Raw genomic sequence first — 19,745 nt, forward strand, 5'->3', positions numbered from 1 at the left:
GATCCGCGCCACTCAAAATTGTCCGGTGGTCCCCGCTCAAGCAGACATCTGGCTGCTATCAGCCGAGTGCCTGGCTCAACCATCAACAGCCGAATGGGTCGGGCATACAGTGTCAGCGGATGTTCTTGACCAAGGCGAGGAGCAATGCTGCTTCCACATCGCCGTCCTTTGCAGCCCGTTGCAGCACCTGCTGGATGGTTTTGTCCTCACCGGGCGCATGCCGGTCGCACACGGCAAGAACCTGCTCATACAGACCTCGATCCGCTGGCTCGATCCCCCACACCGAGGCGAATGCAGCCCTGATCTCCTCCGAGGAGGCGTCGGGGACGTCCGCTGCCACCAAGGGATAGGTCAGCTCGAACAAGCCACCGGCCCCCATCGTCCGTTGGTCCTCCGCAAGTGACCCGATGGCCCGCTCGATCGCTCGTTCGATCAGCTGTTCACGCTCAACAGTCATGGAGCACCTCCAGCGGCTGTTATGGTCAGAATACCCCAATTCCTGTCACCGGTATGCGGGATCTTTGCAGGTGCTGGCCTCCGAGAACACGGCCGGCTGGCGCTCGAGCCCCCACACCCACTCGCCCGCCCGCTCCGGGTGTGCCTGGAAGTGGGCATTCCGTTCGGCCAAGTAGCGGTCGATCGCCGCCTGAGCCTCCTCAGCAGAGGGATAGTCGCTGTTGTGCAGGACAGCGCGCGCCATGCCGCTGAAGACCGCTTCAATGACATTCAGGAACGGCGCACAGGAGGGCAGCGGCACGACCCTGATCTGCGGCCCGCCCCCCACCTGAGCGTCGGCATTGTACTTGGCCAGCCAGTCCTTGAGCTGGTTCGAGGAGTGCCAGGACGCCGCGTCCCAGGACAGGTAGAGCTGACGGCAGGCGGCATACTGCGTGGCCAGGATCTCGATCAGCCGGATCATCTCGGCTGTGTTCTTGTTCGCGCTGTAGATATGTGTGACCTGGTTCGTTGCCAGCTCCAGGGCCGCCGTGAGGATCAGGGTGCCGCGCGCCTTCTGCCGTGCGGGGATAGTCCGGACTGTACCAGGAGGCGTCAGGGCTCGGCCGCCCTGCCGCCGCACAATGAACGGCCCGAACTCATCGATCGAGAAGAAGGCTTCGTCTGCTTGCAGCGCAGCCAGCGTCGAGCGCAGGGTCCGAACCTTCTCAGAGTAATCCGGGTCGGTGGATGTGAGCACCTTGCGGGCTTTGCGCCAGCGCCAGCCGGCCCGGTGCGTGATCGTGCGGATGGTATCCCGGCACGCAGGGCTGCCTTTTGCCGCGAGAACCTGCTGCAACGTGCCCAGGGTCCAGGCCGTCCGATGGATGCCGTAGGTGAGCGGCGGCTCATGGAGGATGGTGAAGATCAGGCTCTTCAGGGCATCGCTGTTGATCTTCTTGCGGGTTGGGGCTCGGGGTGCAAACAGGGCTGCGGCTCCGCCCCTCTCATAGGCTTGGCAGTAGCCGCGATAGGTCTTCGTCTCGATGCCGAGAAAGGCGCAGATTGCCGTCGATGGCCAGCCGCGTAAGCTGCCGAGGATCACCAGCGACCGGTTGCGCGTGTGGCGGTTACCGTCATGAAGCCGCTCCAGCAGCCCGTCGAGGTCCGGTACCTCGCCCAGTTCGCACCGCAGGGCGGGGGCCGGCATCTTGTGTTGGAGAAGTTCACGCAGCCACGTGAAAACCGCTTGCCTCGTCAACTCCTTGGGAGTCTTGCAGCCTCTGGACGATATGAGGCTCTGCCGTTCGTTGTCTCGACACCGCTTGGCTACCCGCATCAAAAGGTCGACGGCGGACTTCCTATCCAAGGGTCCGATTTGATCGTAGGTGGCTTCCCACAGCATGCGATCCGTCGGCTTCAGTGACCTGATGTAGTTGCGGACGGTGTCGTACCCTCCCGTGAAGCCCTGCTGGCGAATAGACCTGTAGACCTCACGGCAGGATAGCATCGGTGGCTCTGCGCCCAACACCATATCCCGGACTGTCTGCAGGTAGGGTCCGAGTTTCGGAAAGACCTGTTCTCGTGGACCGTAGGCCACCGGCTGCTTCTCGCGCAGCATCTTCCGGACCATATTCATGCTGACGCCGGTCTCACGGGCGACCTGGCTCCGCGAGACTCCTTCGACCAGAACCCGGTATCGGATCCGTGCCCACTGCTCAGGATCGCTGAACATGAGGTGACCTCACGCGCGGCGGTGCTCTTCAGATCTCAACTGTAACAGGGTCCAAGCAGAATGTGAATCGTGGCTCGGCCGGGCGACTGCGCCCGTTCCGCCAGTACCAAGCTCACGCGGGATGATGAAAGGCTAGCCAAGAGCCAAGGGCGCCCAGTAATTCTGAGAATTACGCACGCTCGTGAAGTCCAGATTCAACCAAGACGGCGGGCTTCGGGCACCGCGTCTCATCCGCGACGCGTGATTGGATCCAGTCCGGTTGATTTCACGGTCTCAGCAGCGTCCGCCGATGACAGGAAGCGGATCAGCTCCGCGGCTGCCTCCGGCTGCTGCGCGCTCGCCAGCACCCCGGCCGAGAACACCGTCACCTGCTGCACTTCGGGCGGAAGCGGGCCGACCAGCTCGGCTCCGGGGATGCCGAGGATCTCACTGATCTGCTGGAAGCCGATCTCCGCCTCGCCTCGAGCAACCACCGCCGCCACGCGCTCGCTCAGGATGCGCCGGCTTTTCGGCGCCACCTCCGCCTCAATGCCGAGCCGCTTGTAGAGCTCGGTCGACACGTAAACCCCACTTGCGCTGGCCGAGTAGGCAATCGACGGCGCAGCCAAGAGGGTCCGGCGCAGGGCGTCCACTGTCGAAACGTCTGGTTTGGGAGCGCCAGCCCGCACTGCGAGCCCGATGCGGGACTCGGCCAGATCGACGCGGCTGTCCGGACGAACCACCCCACGGGCGGTGAACTCATCGAGCGCCGAACGCGCGAGGATGATGATGTCGGTTGGCTCGCTGCGAGCAAGGCGCTGGGGGATGGCATCCGGCGCGTTGCCCATTGATGCCCCGTAGGCGCTGACGACCTTCTTGCCGGTCATCTGCTCGAAGCGGGGAGCCAGTTTGTTGTAGGCAGCCGTGAAGCCGCCCGAGCAGATCACCCGGATTTCGGTGGCCTGCGCCCACGAGAGCCGGGGCGCCAGCGGCGCCAGCAGGCCTGTCAGAACGGCGCGACGGGTCAGCATCAGCATGACGTCCTCCCGAGTTCCCCGCGCCCTGGTTTCCGACCTTACACCCTCTTGCGCTGCGCCGCGAGAGAGTCTGACCGCCGGACGAACCGGACCTTCTGTACCATAACGCTGCTTCTGCGAATTACGTGGCTCGTGCGAGCAATCAGGCGCATGATCGGCAGACCATGCCAGGCGTACAGCAAGACCGCGAAGACCTTGCTCAGGCGGATCAGCATATCGCCGAGAGCGAGCACCGTTCGGCCAGCCAGATCCGTATCATCGAGGGGATGATCCAGAGTGGCCACAATATCGCCCTCGCCGAGGAGTGCCTTTGTCACCTACAGCAGGATCTCGAACAGTGGCGTACGCGTCGACAGCTCATCCTCGCGCGATGGGGTCAAGGATGACCTGCCTGCTTGTTCGGGTCCTTTGATGGAGCAGGGTCATGCCTTCAGCTAAGCGGCAGATGGCGCTTACGGCAGAGTTGGTCGCCAGCGTGAGGCGCGCGGTCGAGGACGCCGGACCCAGCCCCGGTGCGGTCTACCTGACGGATGCGGACTACGACGCCATCATTCGGGACCTGCTCGCCGAGGCTCCGGCGGGCGATCTCTGGCTGTTTGGCTACGGATCGCTCCTGTGGAAGCCCGGGTTTGAGTATGCCGAGCGCCGGATGGCCACTGTTCAGGGCTGGCATCGCTCCTTCTGCCTCAGGATTGCCCGCTTTCGCGCCACCCGCGACCAGAATGGGCTGATGATGGTGCTGGACCGGGGCGGACAGTGTCAGGGCATGATCTTCCGCGTCCCCGCGGATCAGGCGCCAACTGTCCTCAACGGGCTGTTTCGCCGTGAGCTGGTGGTGAACCCACCAGCCACCCCGCCGCGTTGGCTCACGGCGCAGACCGCGGATGGCCCCGTTCAGGCCCTGGGGTTTGTGATCGACCGCCGCAGCCCCTTCTATGCGGGTAGGCTCCCTCTGGAGGAGGTCGCAGATGTCCTTTCGAAGGCCGCAGGGCACTGGGGATCCTGCGCCGAGTATCTCCAGAATACGGTTGCGCATCTGGAGGAGTTGGGCATCCGGGACCGCAATCTCTGGCGCTTGCAAGCCTTGGTCGCCGAGCGGATCCAAGCCGCTACTTCCCCTCCCGAATCGACTACAACATCGCCCGTTGAATAAAGGCGCCTCCGCGAATTACACGGTCTGAAAGGGACGGTGGTGGGGAGGGTTAGGACTCGAACCTACGTAGGCTTGAAAAGCCAGCGGATTTACCATCCACCCCCTTTGCCGCTCGGGCACCTCCCCAATTGATCTCCACCGATCAAAGTCCAAGGCTCTGATCTTGAGCTACTGCATGATAGGCGAGATATGGCGACGATAGCTGGCTCTTTCGAAGTGCGACGTATCTCTTCCTGACTAGGAGCAGGGCTGACACGCAGAAGGCTTCAGGGACGCGTTGCCCAAGGCCCTCATTGGTGGAGTGAAGAATATCCACGGTGTTATCGGTGGTACGGTGAGAGCCGCAGCTGACTAGTCGCAATCGTCATAGTGCCAGCTAAAGTTTGGGCCGTAGTCCATCTGTTGGCCCATCCAGCCATTAGCCAAGAAGCTGCCGAACAGCCGCTTGACTGAAACCAGGGGGATACCTGCTAGCTTCGCACTTGATTGAAGCAAGTGGGTCATGGCGAGACCTCTGTAGATGGTGTCCCCAGCCGTTTCAGCCTCTGCCTAGAGGGCTAAACTTGCAAACTGGCCTTTGAGCTACTCCGGGCGGACGGCCCATTCAGAGTCTCCGAAGACGCTTTTGCCAGCCAGAGAGCGCCTTAGGTGGTTTCTCGACAGGTTGAGCGCCATCGGCTCCGCTGCTCTGAATACGCTCGGAACACTCCAAAACCTGTTCGGTAAACGGCGGTTCGCAAGTTTGCTCGTGACGGCAAGTAAAGGCGCCCTAACCGAGGGGTCGCTGCCGACCTCCGGCTAGGGCGCCCGGGCCTTGGATGAAGAGATTTGGGGGCTTTCAGCCAAGGCATCTGCAACCCGAGGAAACAGACGCCGCAGATGCAAGACTTGGCCGCTCAACCGTGGCTATTTTATGGACCAATTAATCGATGTTAGGCCCGGGCGTGCGAGACGGTTGCTGCGCTGAAACGCTAACAGCCCCAAAGCAGATCGAGGCGGTCCATCCGCGCCCGACTGCCTTGGGGAAGAGTGCTGATCCTCGCTGCTGCATCAGCGGATCAGCTCGGGCACGGTCGCCGAGGGATGTCATCGGAACGGTGCGATTCGCCCGATGCCCTCGCCGCACCGGCCGTGACGAAATTCGCGAAGGACGCGCTCATCAAGCCCGTGAGGAGGCTGCCCAGGCATGAGGCAGCTGAAACCGCTCATCGCGAGGATGAGGTGCTTGGCAACGAAAGAAAGCTCCGGAGTCCCGGATGTGGCCGTCGGCTCTCGTCCGGGCATCGAATGCCCTTTGATGAGGTGGAAGATAAATCCGCTTCTAGCATCGCAGTTCGTAAAGCTGAGCTCATGGATGAAAAATTGATTCTCTGAAATTTCATGTATTTGTTTCTAACAAATTGCGAATCGCAGCGTATTTAGGTAGAATTACTCTATTAGATGTCGAAGTAAAAACGCTTGTGCACTAGAATAAGTGGTCGTTGTGCGTAGAGAGCCTTTGGTGAAGTGCATGTTTGCGGAGTGCGATGTCGTTGCTGTTCGTTCCGGATGCTCCCTCATGCAGGAGGGGAGGGCCTTTCCTATGACAAACGCCTCTCACCAGAATGGCCCGAGACCAGTGATGGTGGTTGTATCGGGCTCAACGACCGGCAATGCGCCTTTGACCGTAGCCTCCCTCGGGATCCGGCTGCATGTGATCCCCACCGACGGGGATCTTTGGCGCAAATTCGTCCACGGCCTCAGAGCCTGCGAGGCCGTGCCGGCAGAATGTGAGCCCCTGTTGCGCCAGGTTCTCGATCAACTCGCCAAGACCCGCGATCCTGAGGATTGCCGGCGATCCCCTCGGCCCTCCGTCACGTGATCGGGGATGCCATGCCCTTCATCGCCACCAATGACGTGGGAACGACGATGCGCCGCAAGCTGACGCCCCACCAGCGGCTCAAAGTGTGGGAGAAGACCGGCGGTGTGTGCGTGCTGTGCGAGTGTGCGATTGATGCCGTGCGCGAGCGCTGGATTGTGGAGCACCTGAGGGCGCTGGAATTGGGCGGTGATGATGACTTTGGGAACATGGGCCCGGCGCATGAAATCTGCGCCCGTGACAAGACCCGGGACGATCATCGCCGCGCCGCGCATGCCAAGCGCCAGAAGATCCGGCATCTCGGCGCGGAAGCCTCAAAGAGGCCGTTGCCGTGTGGGCGAAACAGCCCTTGGAAGCGGACACTCTCAGGGCAAATTGTGCCACGGTAGGAGGGGCGGGGCACACGGAGATCGATCATGGGCCACGTGGCAGATCCCATGACAGGCAGCGATCGCTGCGCGCCACCAGGGGCGTGGGCGGCTCAATTTGAAAGCACCTCAAGCCCCGACGCCCGTTTTCCAACCTCAGCTGCCCGCCCAGAGATAAAAAAGGCCCTTCCGCACCACTCTCAAGGCCCGGTACATCAGGGTGCATGATGATGTGCGGATGGGACGGAAGGGTGGCTATGAGAAAGCTCACAGAAGAAACCTGGAACGAGATTGCGCAGCAATACGCAGACGGGATCGCCGTCCGTGCGATCGCCAGGACGTTTAACGTGTCATGGGCCGCGATTATGCGTCGGGCCCAGGCATCAGGCTGGGCGCGCGGCCGTGCGGGCGACCGACGCAGCCACGCGAGCCAGTCGGCGCAGGATCGGTTCTCAGGGTCACCGCAGACAGCAGGAGTGGACGAGGTGGAGACTGTCGATCCACGGACGGCCCTGCTCCAGCGGCACCGGGCTGCTTGGGCCCAGATTGACATACTGTGGGACGACGCCTTCCACATTCTCCGAGGAGAAAAACCCACCTTGCTGGAGGATATGGCGTTTGACAGCTTGGAGGATCGTGAGGCGACGGCGGCGAAATTGATGAACATCGCCAAAATGGCAACCAAAGGCCTGATGGTGGCGCAGGAAGGCGAGCGGCGAGCCTACGGGTTTGACTACAAACAGCAGCAAGAGGCCGCTGTCGAGGATGAAGCCACAGCCCGTCGTCGGAAGGAATTGGAAGACTCCCTCATGAGGATGGGCGACAAGTTGCGCAGCATAGTCGCGGCCTTTCAGGCGGCGGAGACACCTCTCCCGGAGGAGGCGCAACAATCAAAGGGCTGCCCCGAGTCGGGCACCGGCGGCGGAGGCTAGTACCGATTGATTGCGCTGCACGGAAGTGCCGGCCCGGTTTGCGATTCTGCCTCAGTGCTGGACTGTGACGTCTACCTGCACATGGCTCGTGCGCAACTGGCGCTTGGCCAAGAACTGTGAGGGGTTGCCGGCCACCATTGAGACGTGGATCTATCTCGTGATGTGCCGCCTCACAACGAAAAGATTGGCCCATGCAGCAGCTTAATTTCCAGATACCTTCCCGTCCGCTGTAGGAATTGGCATTGTGCTTTCTCCTATGATCGGGGCTGAGGGAGCTGCTGGTGGGTGCAGGCTCCGGAACCGCCCGTGCCGACGGCGCTGGTCCCGTGATCAGCGTCGGCCCCGCCGCCGGCGCTTGCCGTTCGAGACAACCGGCGTCGGTTGCGCCTTCCACCAGCGTGCCGCGTGACGTCAGTTGACGCTCCTGCCCTCCAGACTGCTCGTCCGCGGTTCCAGAAGTGGATTTCAACTCCTGAGAACTGAAGGCCGCCCGACAATCCTGCCGACTCAAACACGCAGAATGGGTCGAGAGACGGGACCGAGCCATCAGCGGTAGAACAGGTCATCCGTCTGGGCGTACGTGGTGAGTTTGAGTTCTCTTACAACCAGAGATAGTAAGAGTAAGTAATCCTAAGGAGACACAGTCAACCTGTTGACCCCTCGCATTGCGTAGCGGCAAAGTCGATGCCTGACGTTGCTGAGTCCTTCCACAACCTCGGTCAAAGCTATGGCGAGTGCCCCGGCTACCCTCTGCAAGACGGTGCTTGTCAGCGCATGTACCATCATGCTGATGATGACCTTGAAGATCGTTGACCTGGGTCCGGTTGCAGCGCTTCGGAATTTTACGTTCGACACCTTTCAGCGCCTTGAGCCTCGTCAATACAGAGACACGCCCGTTCGGGTGGTCGACATTGATGATCAGGCCTTGATGGAATTAGGCCAATGGCCATGGCCTCGCACGAAAGTTGCTGCCCTGCTGGAACGTTTAGCCGAGTTAGGGGCTGCGACCGTTGTGCTGGACATGATCTTCGCTGAGCCTGACCGAACCTCCCCGTCTCTGATTGCAGAGGTGCTCGAAGCCGGAAACCCGGAGGCCACGGGCCAAGTCCGAGACATGTTGATGCGTCTTCCGGATCACGATGAAGTCTTTGCCGAGGCTCTCCGGAAGATGCCTGTTGTTCTGGGTTTCGCAGCCCTCGAACAGACCCGCGTGGAGCGTCCTGCTGTAAAGTCAGGCTACGCGATCGCCGGTACTCATCCCAGGGAGATCCTCAAACCTTTCAGAGGTGCCGTTCGTAACCTGGATACCCTTGAACAGGCGGCCGGTGGCGTAGGGGGAATTAGTCTCGGTCAAGACAGCGCCTCTGAGATCGTGCGTCAGCTCCCCATGCTCTTTTCGGATGGGGACGGGCTTTACCCGGGGCTCACGCTTGAGGCTCTGCGGGTCGCTCAAGGAGCAGCATCAGTGGTCATCCGCAGTACCGGGGCAAGTCGGGAGCAGGGGGGAGGACAGCCGGCACTGGTGGATCTGCGGGTTGGTCAGTTCCCTGTCCCATTGACGCCTCAGGGTGAACTCTTCCTGTATTATGATCGCAATCGATCGGATCGCATTATCTCGGTGCGGGATCTTTTTAATAGGAGCCACGAGGAGACCACCCGGGCACGGGTCGAGGGCCATATCGTCTTCGTGGGGACGTCGGCCGCTGGACTTCTTGATCGGCGCATTACAGCCCTTGGGGAAACAGTCGCGGGCGTTACCATTCATGCGCAGGCAGCGGAGCAAATTCTAACGCAGGACTTTCTCTGGCGACCCGATTGGGCGTCAGGAGCGGAAACAGTCGCAACTCTTCTCTCGGGAGTCATTGTGGCGTTTCTGCTAACCAGGCTCGGGGCCCGCTATGCCGCTCTTGTGATCGCCGGCGTTGCCGCTTGTCTTCTGGCCGCAGCATGGCTTGTATTCTCCGAATTCCGGTTGCTGCTTGATCCAGTCTACCCGACGCTTAGTGCCCTCATCGTGTATTTCGCACTGACAGCCCTGTTCTATCTCACAACGGACCGTGACCGCCGATTCATTCGGCAGGCTTTTGGTCGTTATCTGGCGCCGGAACTTCTGCACAAGCTGGAAGCTGCGCCGGATACACTCCGGCTAGGTGGTGAGATCCGTCTGATGACAATCCTGTTTCTGGATATTCGGGGGTTCACGGCGATTTCCGAGCGGCTATCGCCCGAAGCCCTCGTTAACTTTTTGAATGCCCTGTTTTCCCCCCTAACCGATGCCATTCAGCGGGAGCAAGGCGTTGTTGATAAATACATCGGTGACTCGGTCATGGCATTCTGGAACGCGCCAGTCGACGTTCCGGATCACGCAGCGCGGGCCTGTGCCGCTGCCCTTAGGATGCGGGACATTGTCGACCAACTTAACAGGAATGATGCCTTTGGGTTGCAGGCTGCTGGGCTTAACGATTGGAGGGTCCAGGTTGGGATCGGCCTCAACACGGGGGCCGCGTGTGTTGGCAACATGGGTTCCGAGGCTCGGTTCAACTACTCGACGGTCGGAGACGCCGTGAACATTGCCGCGCGCATTGAGGGGGAGTGTAAGAGGGTAGGTGCCCCCATCTTAGTGTCAGAGGCAACCATTCAGGCTGCTCCGGGATTTGCGGTCTTGGAAGCGGGGGCCATGACCCTGAAGGGTAAATCGGAGCCGGTAAAGCTCTTTGCTCTTGTTGGTGATCGCCAGCATGCGTCAAGCGCAGACTTTCAGCACTTGACCCAGGATCACCGTCAGATGCTCGATGCGATTGCCGCAGGCGACGAGAAAAAAGCGCTTGAACATCTGCTGGCATGCCGGAGGCGCGGTGGTCCTGCACTCGTTGGCTTCTACAGCAGCTTCATTGACCGTCTCCGAACTTCATCTGTCACTGAGATGAATCCAGTTCTGATCTCCTCGAACCGAGGTGAAGACGACGGGTTGTCTGACACGGCTCTTGCGAGGATCGTTTGAGTTTTGAGGTTCTGCTCAAGACACGGATGCAGCTTCTGATGGCATCATACTTTATTGCCGCTGGCGCTGTCTCAACCCGGGCGCTTTGCGACTGAAGATTGACTTCTTGCAACTTGACCAAAGGGAATACTTTCAGGTTAAAGTAGCAAAATTGTGCGGGCAGGGGGGCACCCGTGGGACTGGCGACTCGTCTATTTGGATCTGGGGTTGCATTCGCGCTCGCGATCCTCAGTTTTATCTCTGCTGGACAAGCGCAGAGCGGGGTCGGTGTCCAACGCCACGACCGTGAGGCCCTGTTTCAGCGCATTCTTGCGAATCCCGCCGATCTCGATGCGAACTTTCGGTTTGCGGAGATGGCCACTGCGGCGGGTGACTATGAGGCTGCCATCGGCGCTCTTGAGCGCATGATTTTCTACAATCCCAATCTTCCTCGTGTTCGCCTCGAGCTTGGCATTCTCTACTTCCGTCTGGGCTCCTATGCGATGGCACGGTCCTACTTCGAGTCGGCTGTTGCCGGTCCCGATGTCCCATCGGAGGTGACGCTGCGGGTTGACGCGTTCCTGGCGGAGATCGACCGCAGGCTCAGGACGGTGCAATGGTCCGGGTTCGCGCAGGTCGGTCTGCGGCACCAAACCAACGCAAGCGCCGGACCCAGTAATCCGCTCGTTCGCGCGTTGGGCCAAGATGCCATTCTTGACCGACGTTTTGTTCAGCGCCCTGATTGGAATGCCTTTGCGCAGGGCGCCGTACGTCACATCTATGATTTCGAAAACCAACGTGGCGATGTGTGGGAAACGCTCTTCTCCACCTACCATGCCCGGCAGTTCACCATCGAGCGCCTCAATACCAATATTGTTGATCTCCAAACTGGGCCACGATTGGCCCTTGCGCCCGACAGCCTCCCTGGCGCTTATGTGCGTCCTTACCTGCTCGGCAGCTTCGTCTGGCTCGGTGACGCCCCCTATCTTGGCAGCATCGGAGCCGGGGTTGGTCTCGGCAGCACCATCGGCCTGGTGCAGGTTGAGCCCTTCGTCGAAGTCCGCCGGCGCGAGTTCCGCAACTCCCCCACCTACAGGACGGCCGATGAACAGAGCGGTACCGTCTGGTCCGCCGGTGCTGTGTTAGGGAGTCCGCTTTATGGCCCTCTGCGATGGCAGGGTCGCATTGCGGTCTCCTCGAATGACACCAGCGACAGGTACGGCTACTATGGCTACGGGCAGGTCGCGGCCGATGTCGCCTTCCCGGTTGATTTCGCGGGCCCGTGGGGCAACGGACCATGGACGTTCGTGCCATACATCGGCTTCTCGCAATTCCGGTATGATGAGCCCAACCAGATCATCGATCCGTCGGTGAAGAGGTACGACCGCGAATGGCGGGTCGGCGCCGGATTGGATATGCCCGTCTACCAGAACATCGGCTTGGGTGTGCAGGTTACTTACAGCACGGTGGCCTCCAATCTTCCCAACTTTCGCACGCGCAATTTTGCGATCTCGTTCGGACCGACCCTGCGGTTTTGAGGCTTTCATGGCACGCTCCCATACGCTTCTCCCGTTTTCTGTGGCCGCCGCACTCGCCCTTGGAGTGTCGCACGCGCAAGCGGAGACCGTCGGCACGGCCGGGGCCGTCAACCCGACATCGGTTGGGGTCGCCCCGGCCGGGCCAACCCGGGTCATCGAAATCGGCGCTCAGGTGGTGCACCGCGAGCGTATCCGCACGAGCGACAAGGGTTCTGTTCAGTTGGTGTTTGTCGATAAGACATCCCTCAACATTGGGCCGAACAGCGACCTGATCATCGATGAATTCGTCTATGATCCCAGATCCAGCACCGGGAGAATGGCCGCGACGCTCACGAAAGGGGCGCTGCGCTTTGTCGGCGGCGGAACCAGTCACACGGGGGGCGCCACGGTGGTGACGCCGGCCGCTACCATTGGTATTCGAGGCGGTGTTGCATCGATCGCGCACGGGAGGGAGACGGGGACGCTGGCCGTCAATCATTTTGGAACGACGACCGTTGCGACCTCTGCCGGAACGCAGGTGATCCGACGTCCCGATTTCGCGGTGACGGTGAAACCGAATGGCGAGGCGCTTGCGCCTGTCCGGGTGAAAGCGGGTGATCTTGCCGGTCTGACCCGTCAGCTCACGAGTGCGCCTGGACAATCCGGAGGGGCGCTCCAGCGGCCGACCGATGGTCAGGCTGTGCGGCTCGGTCTTGGCGCAACGACGGCCGCTCTCCAGCCTCCGTCAACGACGAGTGTTCAGGGGCAAACAACAGCGTCATCGGCTGTTCGGCCAAGTCCCGCCGCTCAGGTCGTCCAGCAGGCCCAGGTCAGCCAGATCGTGCAGCAAGGGTCGCAGGTCCAGGCGACGCAGACCTTGGTTCAGAGCCAGCCACCCCGGCCGCCGGTCCAGCCGGAGCCACCCCCGCCATCTCCTCCGGTGCCGCCCAGTCGGTTCTACGCTCTTGATATGTCCATTGATCCAAGCCTTGGATCAGGAGCGCCTTATCTCCCGGCAGGCTTTGCCGCACCCGGAACCTTCTATAATTCGCCCATTCTGGGCTATGGCCTGGGCGGCCGCAATGCGGATGGAACACCCAACCGATTTTCCCGCTTCATGCAGGCCGGCCTGAATATCACGGGTCAGGGTGCCTCACAGGTCTCGACGATTTATGTCATGACGGGCTCTGCTGACAGTACCAGCTTCGACCGCTTCGATGGTGGATTCACCGCGACCACCCGACGCGAATCCACTGTCTCGGCTGGCCGCGCGAATGGGAATGTCACCGGTCTTGGGTCAAACGTTACGTTTGATGCGGATTACACACCGATTGCCGTTCGAGCCAACCAGGATTCTTATGACGATGCGACAGGCCGTCCTGTTCCGCAGACCGCCTTCTACTTTCCGGGGGGCGGCGTTCCCGGTACCGAGTATACCTACCGCCAAACGGCTACCCATGCAGAGCTGCCAAGCGGGCTTGGCACCAATCACCCGGAGACCGCTCTGACTGGATATGGTGCAGGGCTGATGCGAACCTTCTCCCGCAATACCAATGCCTCGATCGGCCCATCGTTTCAGTTCCTGGGCGGGCTCGGCATCGTTCTCCGGCGTGATGATCGCTTCGGGGCCCAGATGGTCGGCGGGAATGTGGGACCGTCCGGTGAAGTCCCCGGTGCGGTCGACACAGCCCACTTGCAATTTGGCTACCAGGGTTCCGGAACCATCGGCAGCCGCGGGGTCTACATCGACTACGACAATTTTGCCGGGCGGGAGAGCCGCACAAGGGGACTTGTCCCGCTGTCGACGGTGAATGAGCAGGCCGTGAGTGGGCACAGGTCCTTGTTTGTCACGGCGCAAACGGTTAACGCACGGGCGTCATTTCCGGGGGTGAACTTCTGTCAATGCGAGTACACGCGGTGGGGCTTCTGGTCCTCAGAAACCAATCGTGGTGTCTCAGGCGATGTCCTCCAGGATATTCTCCACTTGGGCACATGGGTTGCCGGTCGGCCGACTGATGCGGTCAGCATGCCGGTGACCGGAAGTGCAACATACAACGGCCATGTCATCGCATCGATCAAGTCGGGCGGGAGTGAGTATGTGGCAGCCGGGAATATGGGCACCGCTGTGAATTTTGGCACCCGGACGGGGTCCGTCAGCATCTCCAATCTGGATGGTCGCAATTACAGCGGTGGCATCGCCCTCAACAGCAACGCGTTTGGCGGCACGCTCAATGGCACTGGCGCGGGGGGAGTGACGATGAACGTTGTGGGCCAGTTTTACAACGGGCCGCGAGGGCCGGCGCGTGAGATCGGCGGGAGCGTCTTGATCAACGGGGGCACGGCCTATCAGGGGATTGGGACCTTTGCGGGGGCCGGGACATTCGCCCGATAGGAGATTGTGCTGGACTTCTCACACTTCCCGGGTTCGGCAGCAAACGCCACCTGAACTGCGGCTACGGTCATGGCGCGTCGGTGCTGGAGGTCGTGGACGTGGTCAAACGGGTGTCCAGGGTCGATTTCAAGGTTGAATGCAAGGTAAACACTCCGTAGCGGACGCAGGGCGGTTTCGTACTGCGGGTTCTGGCGAATTACGCGGCTTTCTTTTCCGCGTGCCCAAAGAGCGGTCTGTTGGAATGGACGCTGATTGGTCCCGGTGCGCTGTAACAGACGTGCCGCCAGGATGATGGTGGGGAGGGTTAGGACTCGAACCTACGTAGGCTTGAAAAGCCAGCGGATTTACCATCCACCCCCTTTGCCGCTCGGGCACCTCCCCAAGATCGCACCTTGACTATAGACGAGGCGTGGCAACGGTGGCTGGATCTTTCGAAGTGCGACGTATCTCTTCCTGGCTAGGAGCAGGGCTGACACGCAGAAGCTTCAGGGACGCGTTGCCCAGGACCTTCATTGGTGGAGTAAAGAGTACCCGCGGTGTTATCGGTAGTAACGTGAGAGCCGCATCTGACTAGTCGCAATCGTCATAGTGCCAGCTAAAGCTCAGGGCATGGTCTATCTGTTGGCCCAGCCAGCCTCTTGCCAAGAAGCTGCCGAACAGCCGTTTGACTGAAACCAGGGGGATACCTGCTAGCTTCGCACTCGATTGAAGCAAGTGGGTCATGGCGAGACCTCTGTCGATGATATCCCCAGCCGTTTCAGCCTCTGCCGAGAGAGCTGAACTTGCAAACGAGCCTTTGAGCTACTCCGGATGACGACCCATTCAGAGTCGCCGAAGACGCTTGTGCCCGCCGGAGAGCGCCTTAGGTGGTTCTCGACAGGCGAGCATCATCGGTTTCGCTGCTCTGAATACGCTCCGAACACTTCAAAACCCGTTTAAACCGCGTTCCGCGAAATCTACTCGTGAAAGCAAGTAAAAACGCCCTAACCGAGGGGGCGCTGCCGACCTCCGGCTAGGGCCTGTTAGCACTTGAGGTCATTGCGCCCAACGGCAGCTAACGCCAAGTCTAAATATATCCGAGCTTGGTAAGGATATAGCCGTAGATCGGCACCATCGGCGCTAGATGGCCGGCGATGGCAATCACACCTTCTGTGAAGGTCTCGTATTTCAATCCCGAGCTGGAAGCGGCTTGAGGCGATTAGCTGCCCAAGAACTCAGGGACATGGCTCGGTCGACTGGTTGGGCCGCTCTGTCTGAGCGAGCATCCAAGCTCGAGGCGGAAGCTAATGAAATCGCCCCGCGGCGGACATTCTAGGATAGGCCGCACAAGAATCTGTCAGAACCGCCAAGAACGAAGGTTTAACCCAACATGCAAATAAAAGAGGTTTAGTTTCTATTCAGGATTGTGTGGGAACAGTAAGATATGTTTGGAGTCTAAACATGGCATCGAAGAACTACAAGAGGGAAAATCTCGTTATTCGAGATAACCCTGTCGATTTCGTCTCAATTCCTGGGATCGTAGGCAACGCGACCGATAAATCGTTCATCGAGACTTGGAACGAATACACCGGGATGACGTCGGACCATCGGATCACTTGTACGATCGACGGGAGACACCGCGTAAGCCAAACCACATACACGCACAACTTCGTACCACGGGCCAAGTTGGTAACACAGTTCCAGGTAGTCTTCACTTCGCCAGAAGGCATGAAGTCGATGATTTGCTTTGAGAACGGATTTCTTGCTGGTGACGAGGTCATGCTGACGTTTGCAAATCGTGATGCGACCGAAAATCCAATTGCGGTCTGTAACGTCACCCGTGGAATTATCTATGAAGCTAGCCGCTCACGGGAAAAGGTCCCCCATTACACCGGAATAAATTGGGCCGAGCGGATTGGTGAGCGTAATGCCGATCATTTGCCCGTCTTGTCTCTAGCTGGGATCGCCTTGGTATTCTGGGCCCTTCGATACTTTAGGCTGCTCAGCTTTGATGACGCTTTGGGCCTTGGGTTGATCTCAGGGGGTATCGTCCTCGCGATTTGGTGGCTGTTCATTGCATTCTACAGGCAAGGGGAGAGGAAGTTCGCTCAGTCGATCATTGCACATGCCATGACCTTCTCCGATACGGGGTATGTCCCTCAGGCGCCTGATCCCACCGGTAAGGAAGCCGAGAAGCCAAGAAAAAGCCTTGGCCTGACCGCTGCGGGTTCTCCACTCGACATGTACGTGAGCGATCCGAAACCCTTCTGGATGAAGGTCGCCGGTCTTTTAGGAGCCGAAGCAATCCCTCCTTACAAGTCCAGAGAATGGCAGATTGCCTATCGAGACGGGAAGATCAGGGTTGAGCCCTCCAAGACCTTCGATATGTCAAAGGTGATGTACTACGAGCAGCGGCTATTCACGCCGGACGAGATCAAGCAGATCAGCCTCGCCAATTCCAAGGCAGCAAACTCTCTTCCTCCTGAAGAGAAAAAGTGGCGTATCAGGTGGGGCAAGGCAAAGGATGACTATCACAACAAGTCGACTGCACCGGTGCTGCCTGAGGAACTACTCAAGCGGGTCCAAGCGGCGATCAAGCTGTCCGCCGAGCGGAAATCTCGCGAGGAAGAACATGCCCGCGGGCAAGCTGAAAGGAGCGGGACGGCCGCGTAAGGACGGATCCAAACTACTCCTGAGAACTGCCGATGCACGATTTCATGCTCCCTATCAGCCTTGGCCTCCTGTGACGCTCGCCGTCATGAATGACGGGGCTTCTCGGGCGTGCAGCATTATTAACCTCGTGTAATAGCGCAGCCACATGGTCGGGCCATTCCGTAACAGGAACCAGTCAAGGACGACCCATGCGATTATCAGCATGGTGATCGTAGCGACCACGGCACCCCAGCGCGGAAGGAACGCAAAAGCAGCCGAGATCGGGAACATCAGGACAAGCCCCATGATCGTGATTGTCAGACAGAAGTTGAAAACGGGATAGTCCCGATTTCCGATGGCGTGAAAGAGAAAGTGGATGCCTCCGAGGACAGCAGCAACGATCAGTAGGCGGAAGCCTACTTCGGGGGCGTTGTTCGGTGGCCGATAGATAACAAACACGATGGAGGTTCCTGAAGGCATAGGAGCCTTGCGATGCTCACGCGTTCTCCCGGACGCTCACGACACGATTGATGGAGTACCTGAAGACGCAAGTTGCACATAGGTTCTTTACGAGAAATAGCGTACTTCGTTCGTAAGGGATTTCAATAATCTCCTAGTGCTTCGAACCTGAGTACAGAGTGCCGGCTCGCACTCGTCACGTCCTGGACCTCACAGGAATTACGATCTCGCTTGGGCGCTGGTCCCTTCAGGGTGATCGTCCAAGTGTCGTAGGTTCCCTGAACATGATAGGAGGCGGGCTGGCACCCTTTCTTGAAGACATAGGCTGTTCCTTCCACGACACCGCGGACAGCCTCATTAGGCTTCGCCAGATTGCGGAAGGTGCCCTTGAAAAGAAGGGTGCCGGGCGTGACGGTGCCGGCGATCGACTTCTTCGGGTCTTCGTACCGGATCTCGCCAATCTCGTCGTTAACCCTAACCAGCGATCCGTTGTGGTCGTAGGTCATGCCGCCGAAGATTTCGGGATCAAAGCGCGCGGGACGTACCGCCCACGCAGATTTGCCTGGGTGGGCGTCCTCACCGCACAGAACCTTCCAGTTCTGGTCAAGGGCGTAGGCATTTGTCGCTCTCGCGACGGGCTCAATCTCGCCCTTGTCGTCTTGCCACTTGGTGATGTTTTTGTCACCGAAGGCTTCTGCTGGTGTGTAAAGGCCCGCGAATTTGTAGTTGCCGCCGATCGCGGGCCGCATCGTGCCGGCGATACAGTCGGCCGAGGCGCGAAAGGGCTGGCCGTACTGCTTCCTCATGTCGGTCATGCAGTCCTTCATGTATGAGTCAGTCACCTCATGGGCGAGGCCTTCGCACGAGGCTTGCATTTCGGATTCAGGCACAAAGCCTTCGGCGATTGCTTGGGCTGTCCCTTTCCCGGTCAGCTTTTCAATTTTCACCGTAGGGGCCATGGATGCGAGGAAGAATTCCTCGGCGTAGGCAGGAGCGACGAGCAATGCCGCCGCAATCAATGCGGGCCAGCGCAGGATCTTCACTTTGAGGCTCCGGATGATGGTGTTCAGCGATGTTGTCATGTCTCAATAGTGCCCGTTTGGCAACGCCATTGTTGGTGACATTTCCCCTAGCTGGGTGGGCACGGACAATCTCCGGACTTCGCCGTCATCCCGGTTTGAGAAATCCCTACTTATCGGACATTGCCACAGGAGACCTACGGCCTGTTATGCCTTGAACCCTTTGCACCTGGAGGCGTTTTGCTCGTCCTGATCTGAGGAGGAGCCATGCTGACGGACGCACAATGGGCGATGCTGAAGCCTTTGGTGGAACAGTGCCGTCCGAAGGGCAAGGCCCCACCGCGGGATCTGCGTCGGACAGTGGATGCCATTCTCTGGCGGCATGAGAATGGTGCTAAGTGGCGGGCGATCCCCGCTGAACTGGGTCCATGGTGGCGGGCCGCTCAGACCTTCATCCGCTGGGCTCGCCTGGGTGTCTGGGAGCGTCTGCTCAACCTGGTGCAGGAGCGCGGGATCCAGCTTGGAATGACCTGCCTCGACGGCACCAGCGTGCGCGCATCAGAAGGCCGCGGGAGCGCATCGAAAAGGGGCTCTCAAGCTCAACGAGACGATCGTGAAGCACTTGGTCGCTCTCGTGGCGGCTATGGCACCAAGGCTTGCGTGATCGCCGACGGTCTCGGACGCGCGATCGCGCTTCGCCTTGCACCAGGTCAGGCGCACGAGCTGCCTGACGCCATTCCGCTGCTCGACTCTCTGCCGGGTGTGCCCAGCTGGGTAGTAGCGGATCGCGGGTATTCCAGTCACAGCTTCCGCGAGCACATCTGGAGCCTCGGTGCGAGGCCGGCGATCCCGGCCAAGTCCAATGAGGCACCGGTCGCCTGTCCGGACTGGATCTATACCAACCGAAATGTTGTCGAGCGGCTCTGGGCCAGATTGAAAGAGTGGCGAGCTGTTGCAACGCGCTACGAGAAGACGGCCTCGTCCTTCATGGGCGTGCTCTGCCTCGCCGCAGCAATCGACTGGCTCAAGAACTAACAGGCCGTAGCACTCCTTATTAATCTACCGATGCTGATCTCACTGACGTGAGTCTCAGAAGGCAAACCTCCGCTTTAGCGATCTAAAGATGGCGGATCTCAGCGGAGCAAACCTCAGCAGCAAGCGACTCCCTGAAGCAGACCTTCGTGAAGCGGACCCTGATCTTTGCAAAACAAAAGGCCCGGGAGAACCCGGGCCTTTCACGTATCGCTGAA

The 19,745-nt window shown here is 59.8% G+C and carries 15 protein-coding genes, 2 tRNA genes and 1 pseudogene; 10 read left to right on the forward strand and 8 right to left on the reverse strand.

Translation table 11 applies throughout. The features are described from left to right. Window positions 1–112 precede the first annotated feature (112 nt). From E4K09_RS12325 to E4K09_RS29020, 4 genes are all read right to left on the reverse strand, one after another. Window positions 113–457 carry a hypothetical protein gene (locus E4K09_RS12325; RefSeq protein ID WP_134497374.1) on the reverse strand — a complete coding sequence of 115 codons (345 nt, stop codon included), beginning with the start codon at window positions 455–457 and terminating at the stop codon, window positions 113–115. 45 nt (window positions 458–502) lie between these two features. After that, window positions 503–2,170 carry an IS630 family transposase gene (locus E4K09_RS30165; RefSeq protein WP_244610470.1) on the reverse strand — a complete coding sequence of 556 codons (1,668 nt, stop codon included), beginning with the start codon at window positions 2,168–2,170 and terminating at the stop codon, window positions 503–505. Between the two features lie 227 nt (window positions 2,171–2,397). Then, entirely contained in the window at window positions 2,398–3,186 is a 789-nt protein-coding gene (locus tag E4K09_RS12335; RefSeq protein ID WP_134497376.1) for a substrate-binding domain-containing protein, read from the reverse strand. A 38-nt stretch (window positions 3,187–3,224) separates the two neighbouring features. Beyond that, window positions 3,225–3,503 (reverse strand): hypothetical protein, encoded by a 279-nt coding sequence (locus E4K09_RS29020; RefSeq protein WP_166802280.1) that lies wholly within the window; start codon window positions 3,501–3,503, stop codon window positions 3,225–3,227. A gap of 107 nt (window positions 3,504–3,610) precedes the next feature. On the opposite strand from E4K09_RS29020, the gene E4K09_RS12345 reads away from it, so the two are divergent. Next, window positions 3,611–4,339, forward strand: coding sequence for a gamma-glutamylcyclotransferase (locus tag E4K09_RS12345; RefSeq protein ID WP_134497380.1), 729 nt, complete (start codon window positions 3,611–3,613; stop codon window positions 4,337–4,339). 37 nt (window positions 4,340–4,376) lie between these two features. Here the strand turns inward: E4K09_RS12345 and E4K09_RS12350 are convergent. Next, window positions 4,377–4,465 (reverse strand) — tRNA-Tyr (locus tag E4K09_RS12350). Between the two features lie 1,495 nt (window positions 4,466–5,960). Between E4K09_RS12350 and E4K09_RS29770 the strand changes: the two genes are divergently transcribed. The 6 genes from E4K09_RS29770 to E4K09_RS12375 all read left to right on the forward strand — a co-directional run bounded on the left by E4K09_RS29770 (window position 5,961) and on the right by E4K09_RS12375 (window position 14,386). Next, on the forward strand, window positions 5,961–6,200 hold the full coding sequence (locus tag E4K09_RS29770; RefSeq protein ID WP_166802281.1) for a hypothetical protein: 240 nt from the start codon (window positions 5,961–5,963) through the stop codon (window positions 6,198–6,200). Between the two features lie 11 nt (window positions 6,201–6,211). Continuing rightward, window positions 6,212–6,586 (forward strand): hypothetical protein, encoded by a 375-nt coding sequence (locus E4K09_RS12355; RefSeq protein WP_134497382.1) that lies wholly within the window; start codon window positions 6,212–6,214, stop codon window positions 6,584–6,586. Window positions 6,587–6,822: 236 nt separating this feature from the next. Then, window positions 6,823–7,497 carry a helix-turn-helix domain-containing protein gene (locus E4K09_RS12360; protein WP_134497384.1) on the forward strand — a complete coding sequence of 225 codons (675 nt, stop codon included), beginning with the start codon at window positions 6,823–6,825 and terminating at the stop codon, window positions 7,495–7,497. Window positions 7,498–8,281: 784 nt separating this feature from the next. Further along, window positions 8,282–10,498 carry a CHASE2 domain-containing protein gene (locus E4K09_RS12365; RefSeq protein WP_166802282.1) on the forward strand — a complete coding sequence of 739 codons (2,217 nt, stop codon included), beginning with the start codon at window positions 8,282–8,284 and terminating at the stop codon, window positions 10,496–10,498. Between the two features lie 173 nt (window positions 10,499–10,671). After that, window positions 10,672–12,015, forward strand: a complete 1,344-nt coding sequence (locus tag E4K09_RS12370) for a tetratricopeptide repeat protein (RefSeq protein WP_134497388.1) — start codon at window positions 10,672–10,674, stop codon at window positions 12,013–12,015. A gap of 172 nt (window positions 12,016–12,187) precedes the next feature. Further along, window positions 12,188–14,386 carry a FecR family protein gene (locus E4K09_RS12375; RefSeq protein ID WP_244610471.1) on the forward strand — a complete coding sequence of 733 codons (2,199 nt, stop codon included), beginning with the start codon at window positions 12,188–12,190 and terminating at the stop codon, window positions 14,384–14,386. A gap of 292 nt (window positions 14,387–14,678) precedes the next feature. Here E4K09_RS12375 and E4K09_RS12380 read toward each other — a convergent pair. Continuing rightward, window positions 14,679–14,767, reverse strand: a tRNA-Tyr gene (locus tag E4K09_RS12380). Between the two features lie 1,059 nt (window positions 14,768–15,826). Between E4K09_RS12380 and E4K09_RS12385 the strand changes: the two genes are divergently transcribed. Further along, window positions 15,827–17,038: a DUF4199 domain-containing protein gene (locus E4K09_RS12385; RefSeq protein WP_134497392.1), complete on the forward strand. Its 1,212-nt coding sequence runs from the start codon at window positions 15,827–15,829 to the stop codon at window positions 17,036–17,038. A gap of 54 nt (window positions 17,039–17,092) precedes the next feature. On the opposite strand, the gene E4K09_RS12390 is transcribed toward E4K09_RS12385, so the two are convergent. Further along, the gene (locus E4K09_RS12390) at window positions 17,093–17,476 is read right to left on the reverse strand and encodes a hypothetical protein (protein WP_134497394.1); all 384 of its coding nucleotides are present in this window, start codon (window positions 17,474–17,476) and stop codon (window positions 17,093–17,095) included. Between the two features lie 143 nt (window positions 17,477–17,619). Then, window positions 17,620–18,558: a hypothetical protein gene (locus E4K09_RS12395; RefSeq protein ID WP_134497396.1), complete on the reverse strand. Its 939-nt coding sequence runs from the start codon at window positions 18,556–18,558 to the stop codon at window positions 17,620–17,622. Window positions 18,559–18,762: 204 nt separating this feature from the next. Between E4K09_RS12395 and E4K09_RS12400 the strand changes: the two genes are divergently transcribed. Then, window positions 18,763–19,530, forward strand: coding sequence for an IS5 family transposase (locus E4K09_RS12400; RefSeq protein WP_134497398.1), 768 nt, complete (start codon window positions 18,763–18,765; stop codon window positions 19,528–19,530). 70 nt (window positions 19,531–19,600) lie between these two features. Next, a pseudogene (locus tag E4K09_RS31045) lies at window positions 19,601–19,744 on the forward strand (pentapeptide repeat-containing protein); the annotation flags it as partial. Window position 19,745: the final 1 nt, after the last annotated feature.

Origin of the sequence: Microvirga pakistanensis (genome assembly GCF_004458765.1) — a bacterium.
In the GTDB taxonomy this organism is placed as follows: domain Bacteria; phylum Pseudomonadota; class Alphaproteobacteria; order Rhizobiales; family Beijerinckiaceae; genus Microvirga; species Microvirga pakistanensis.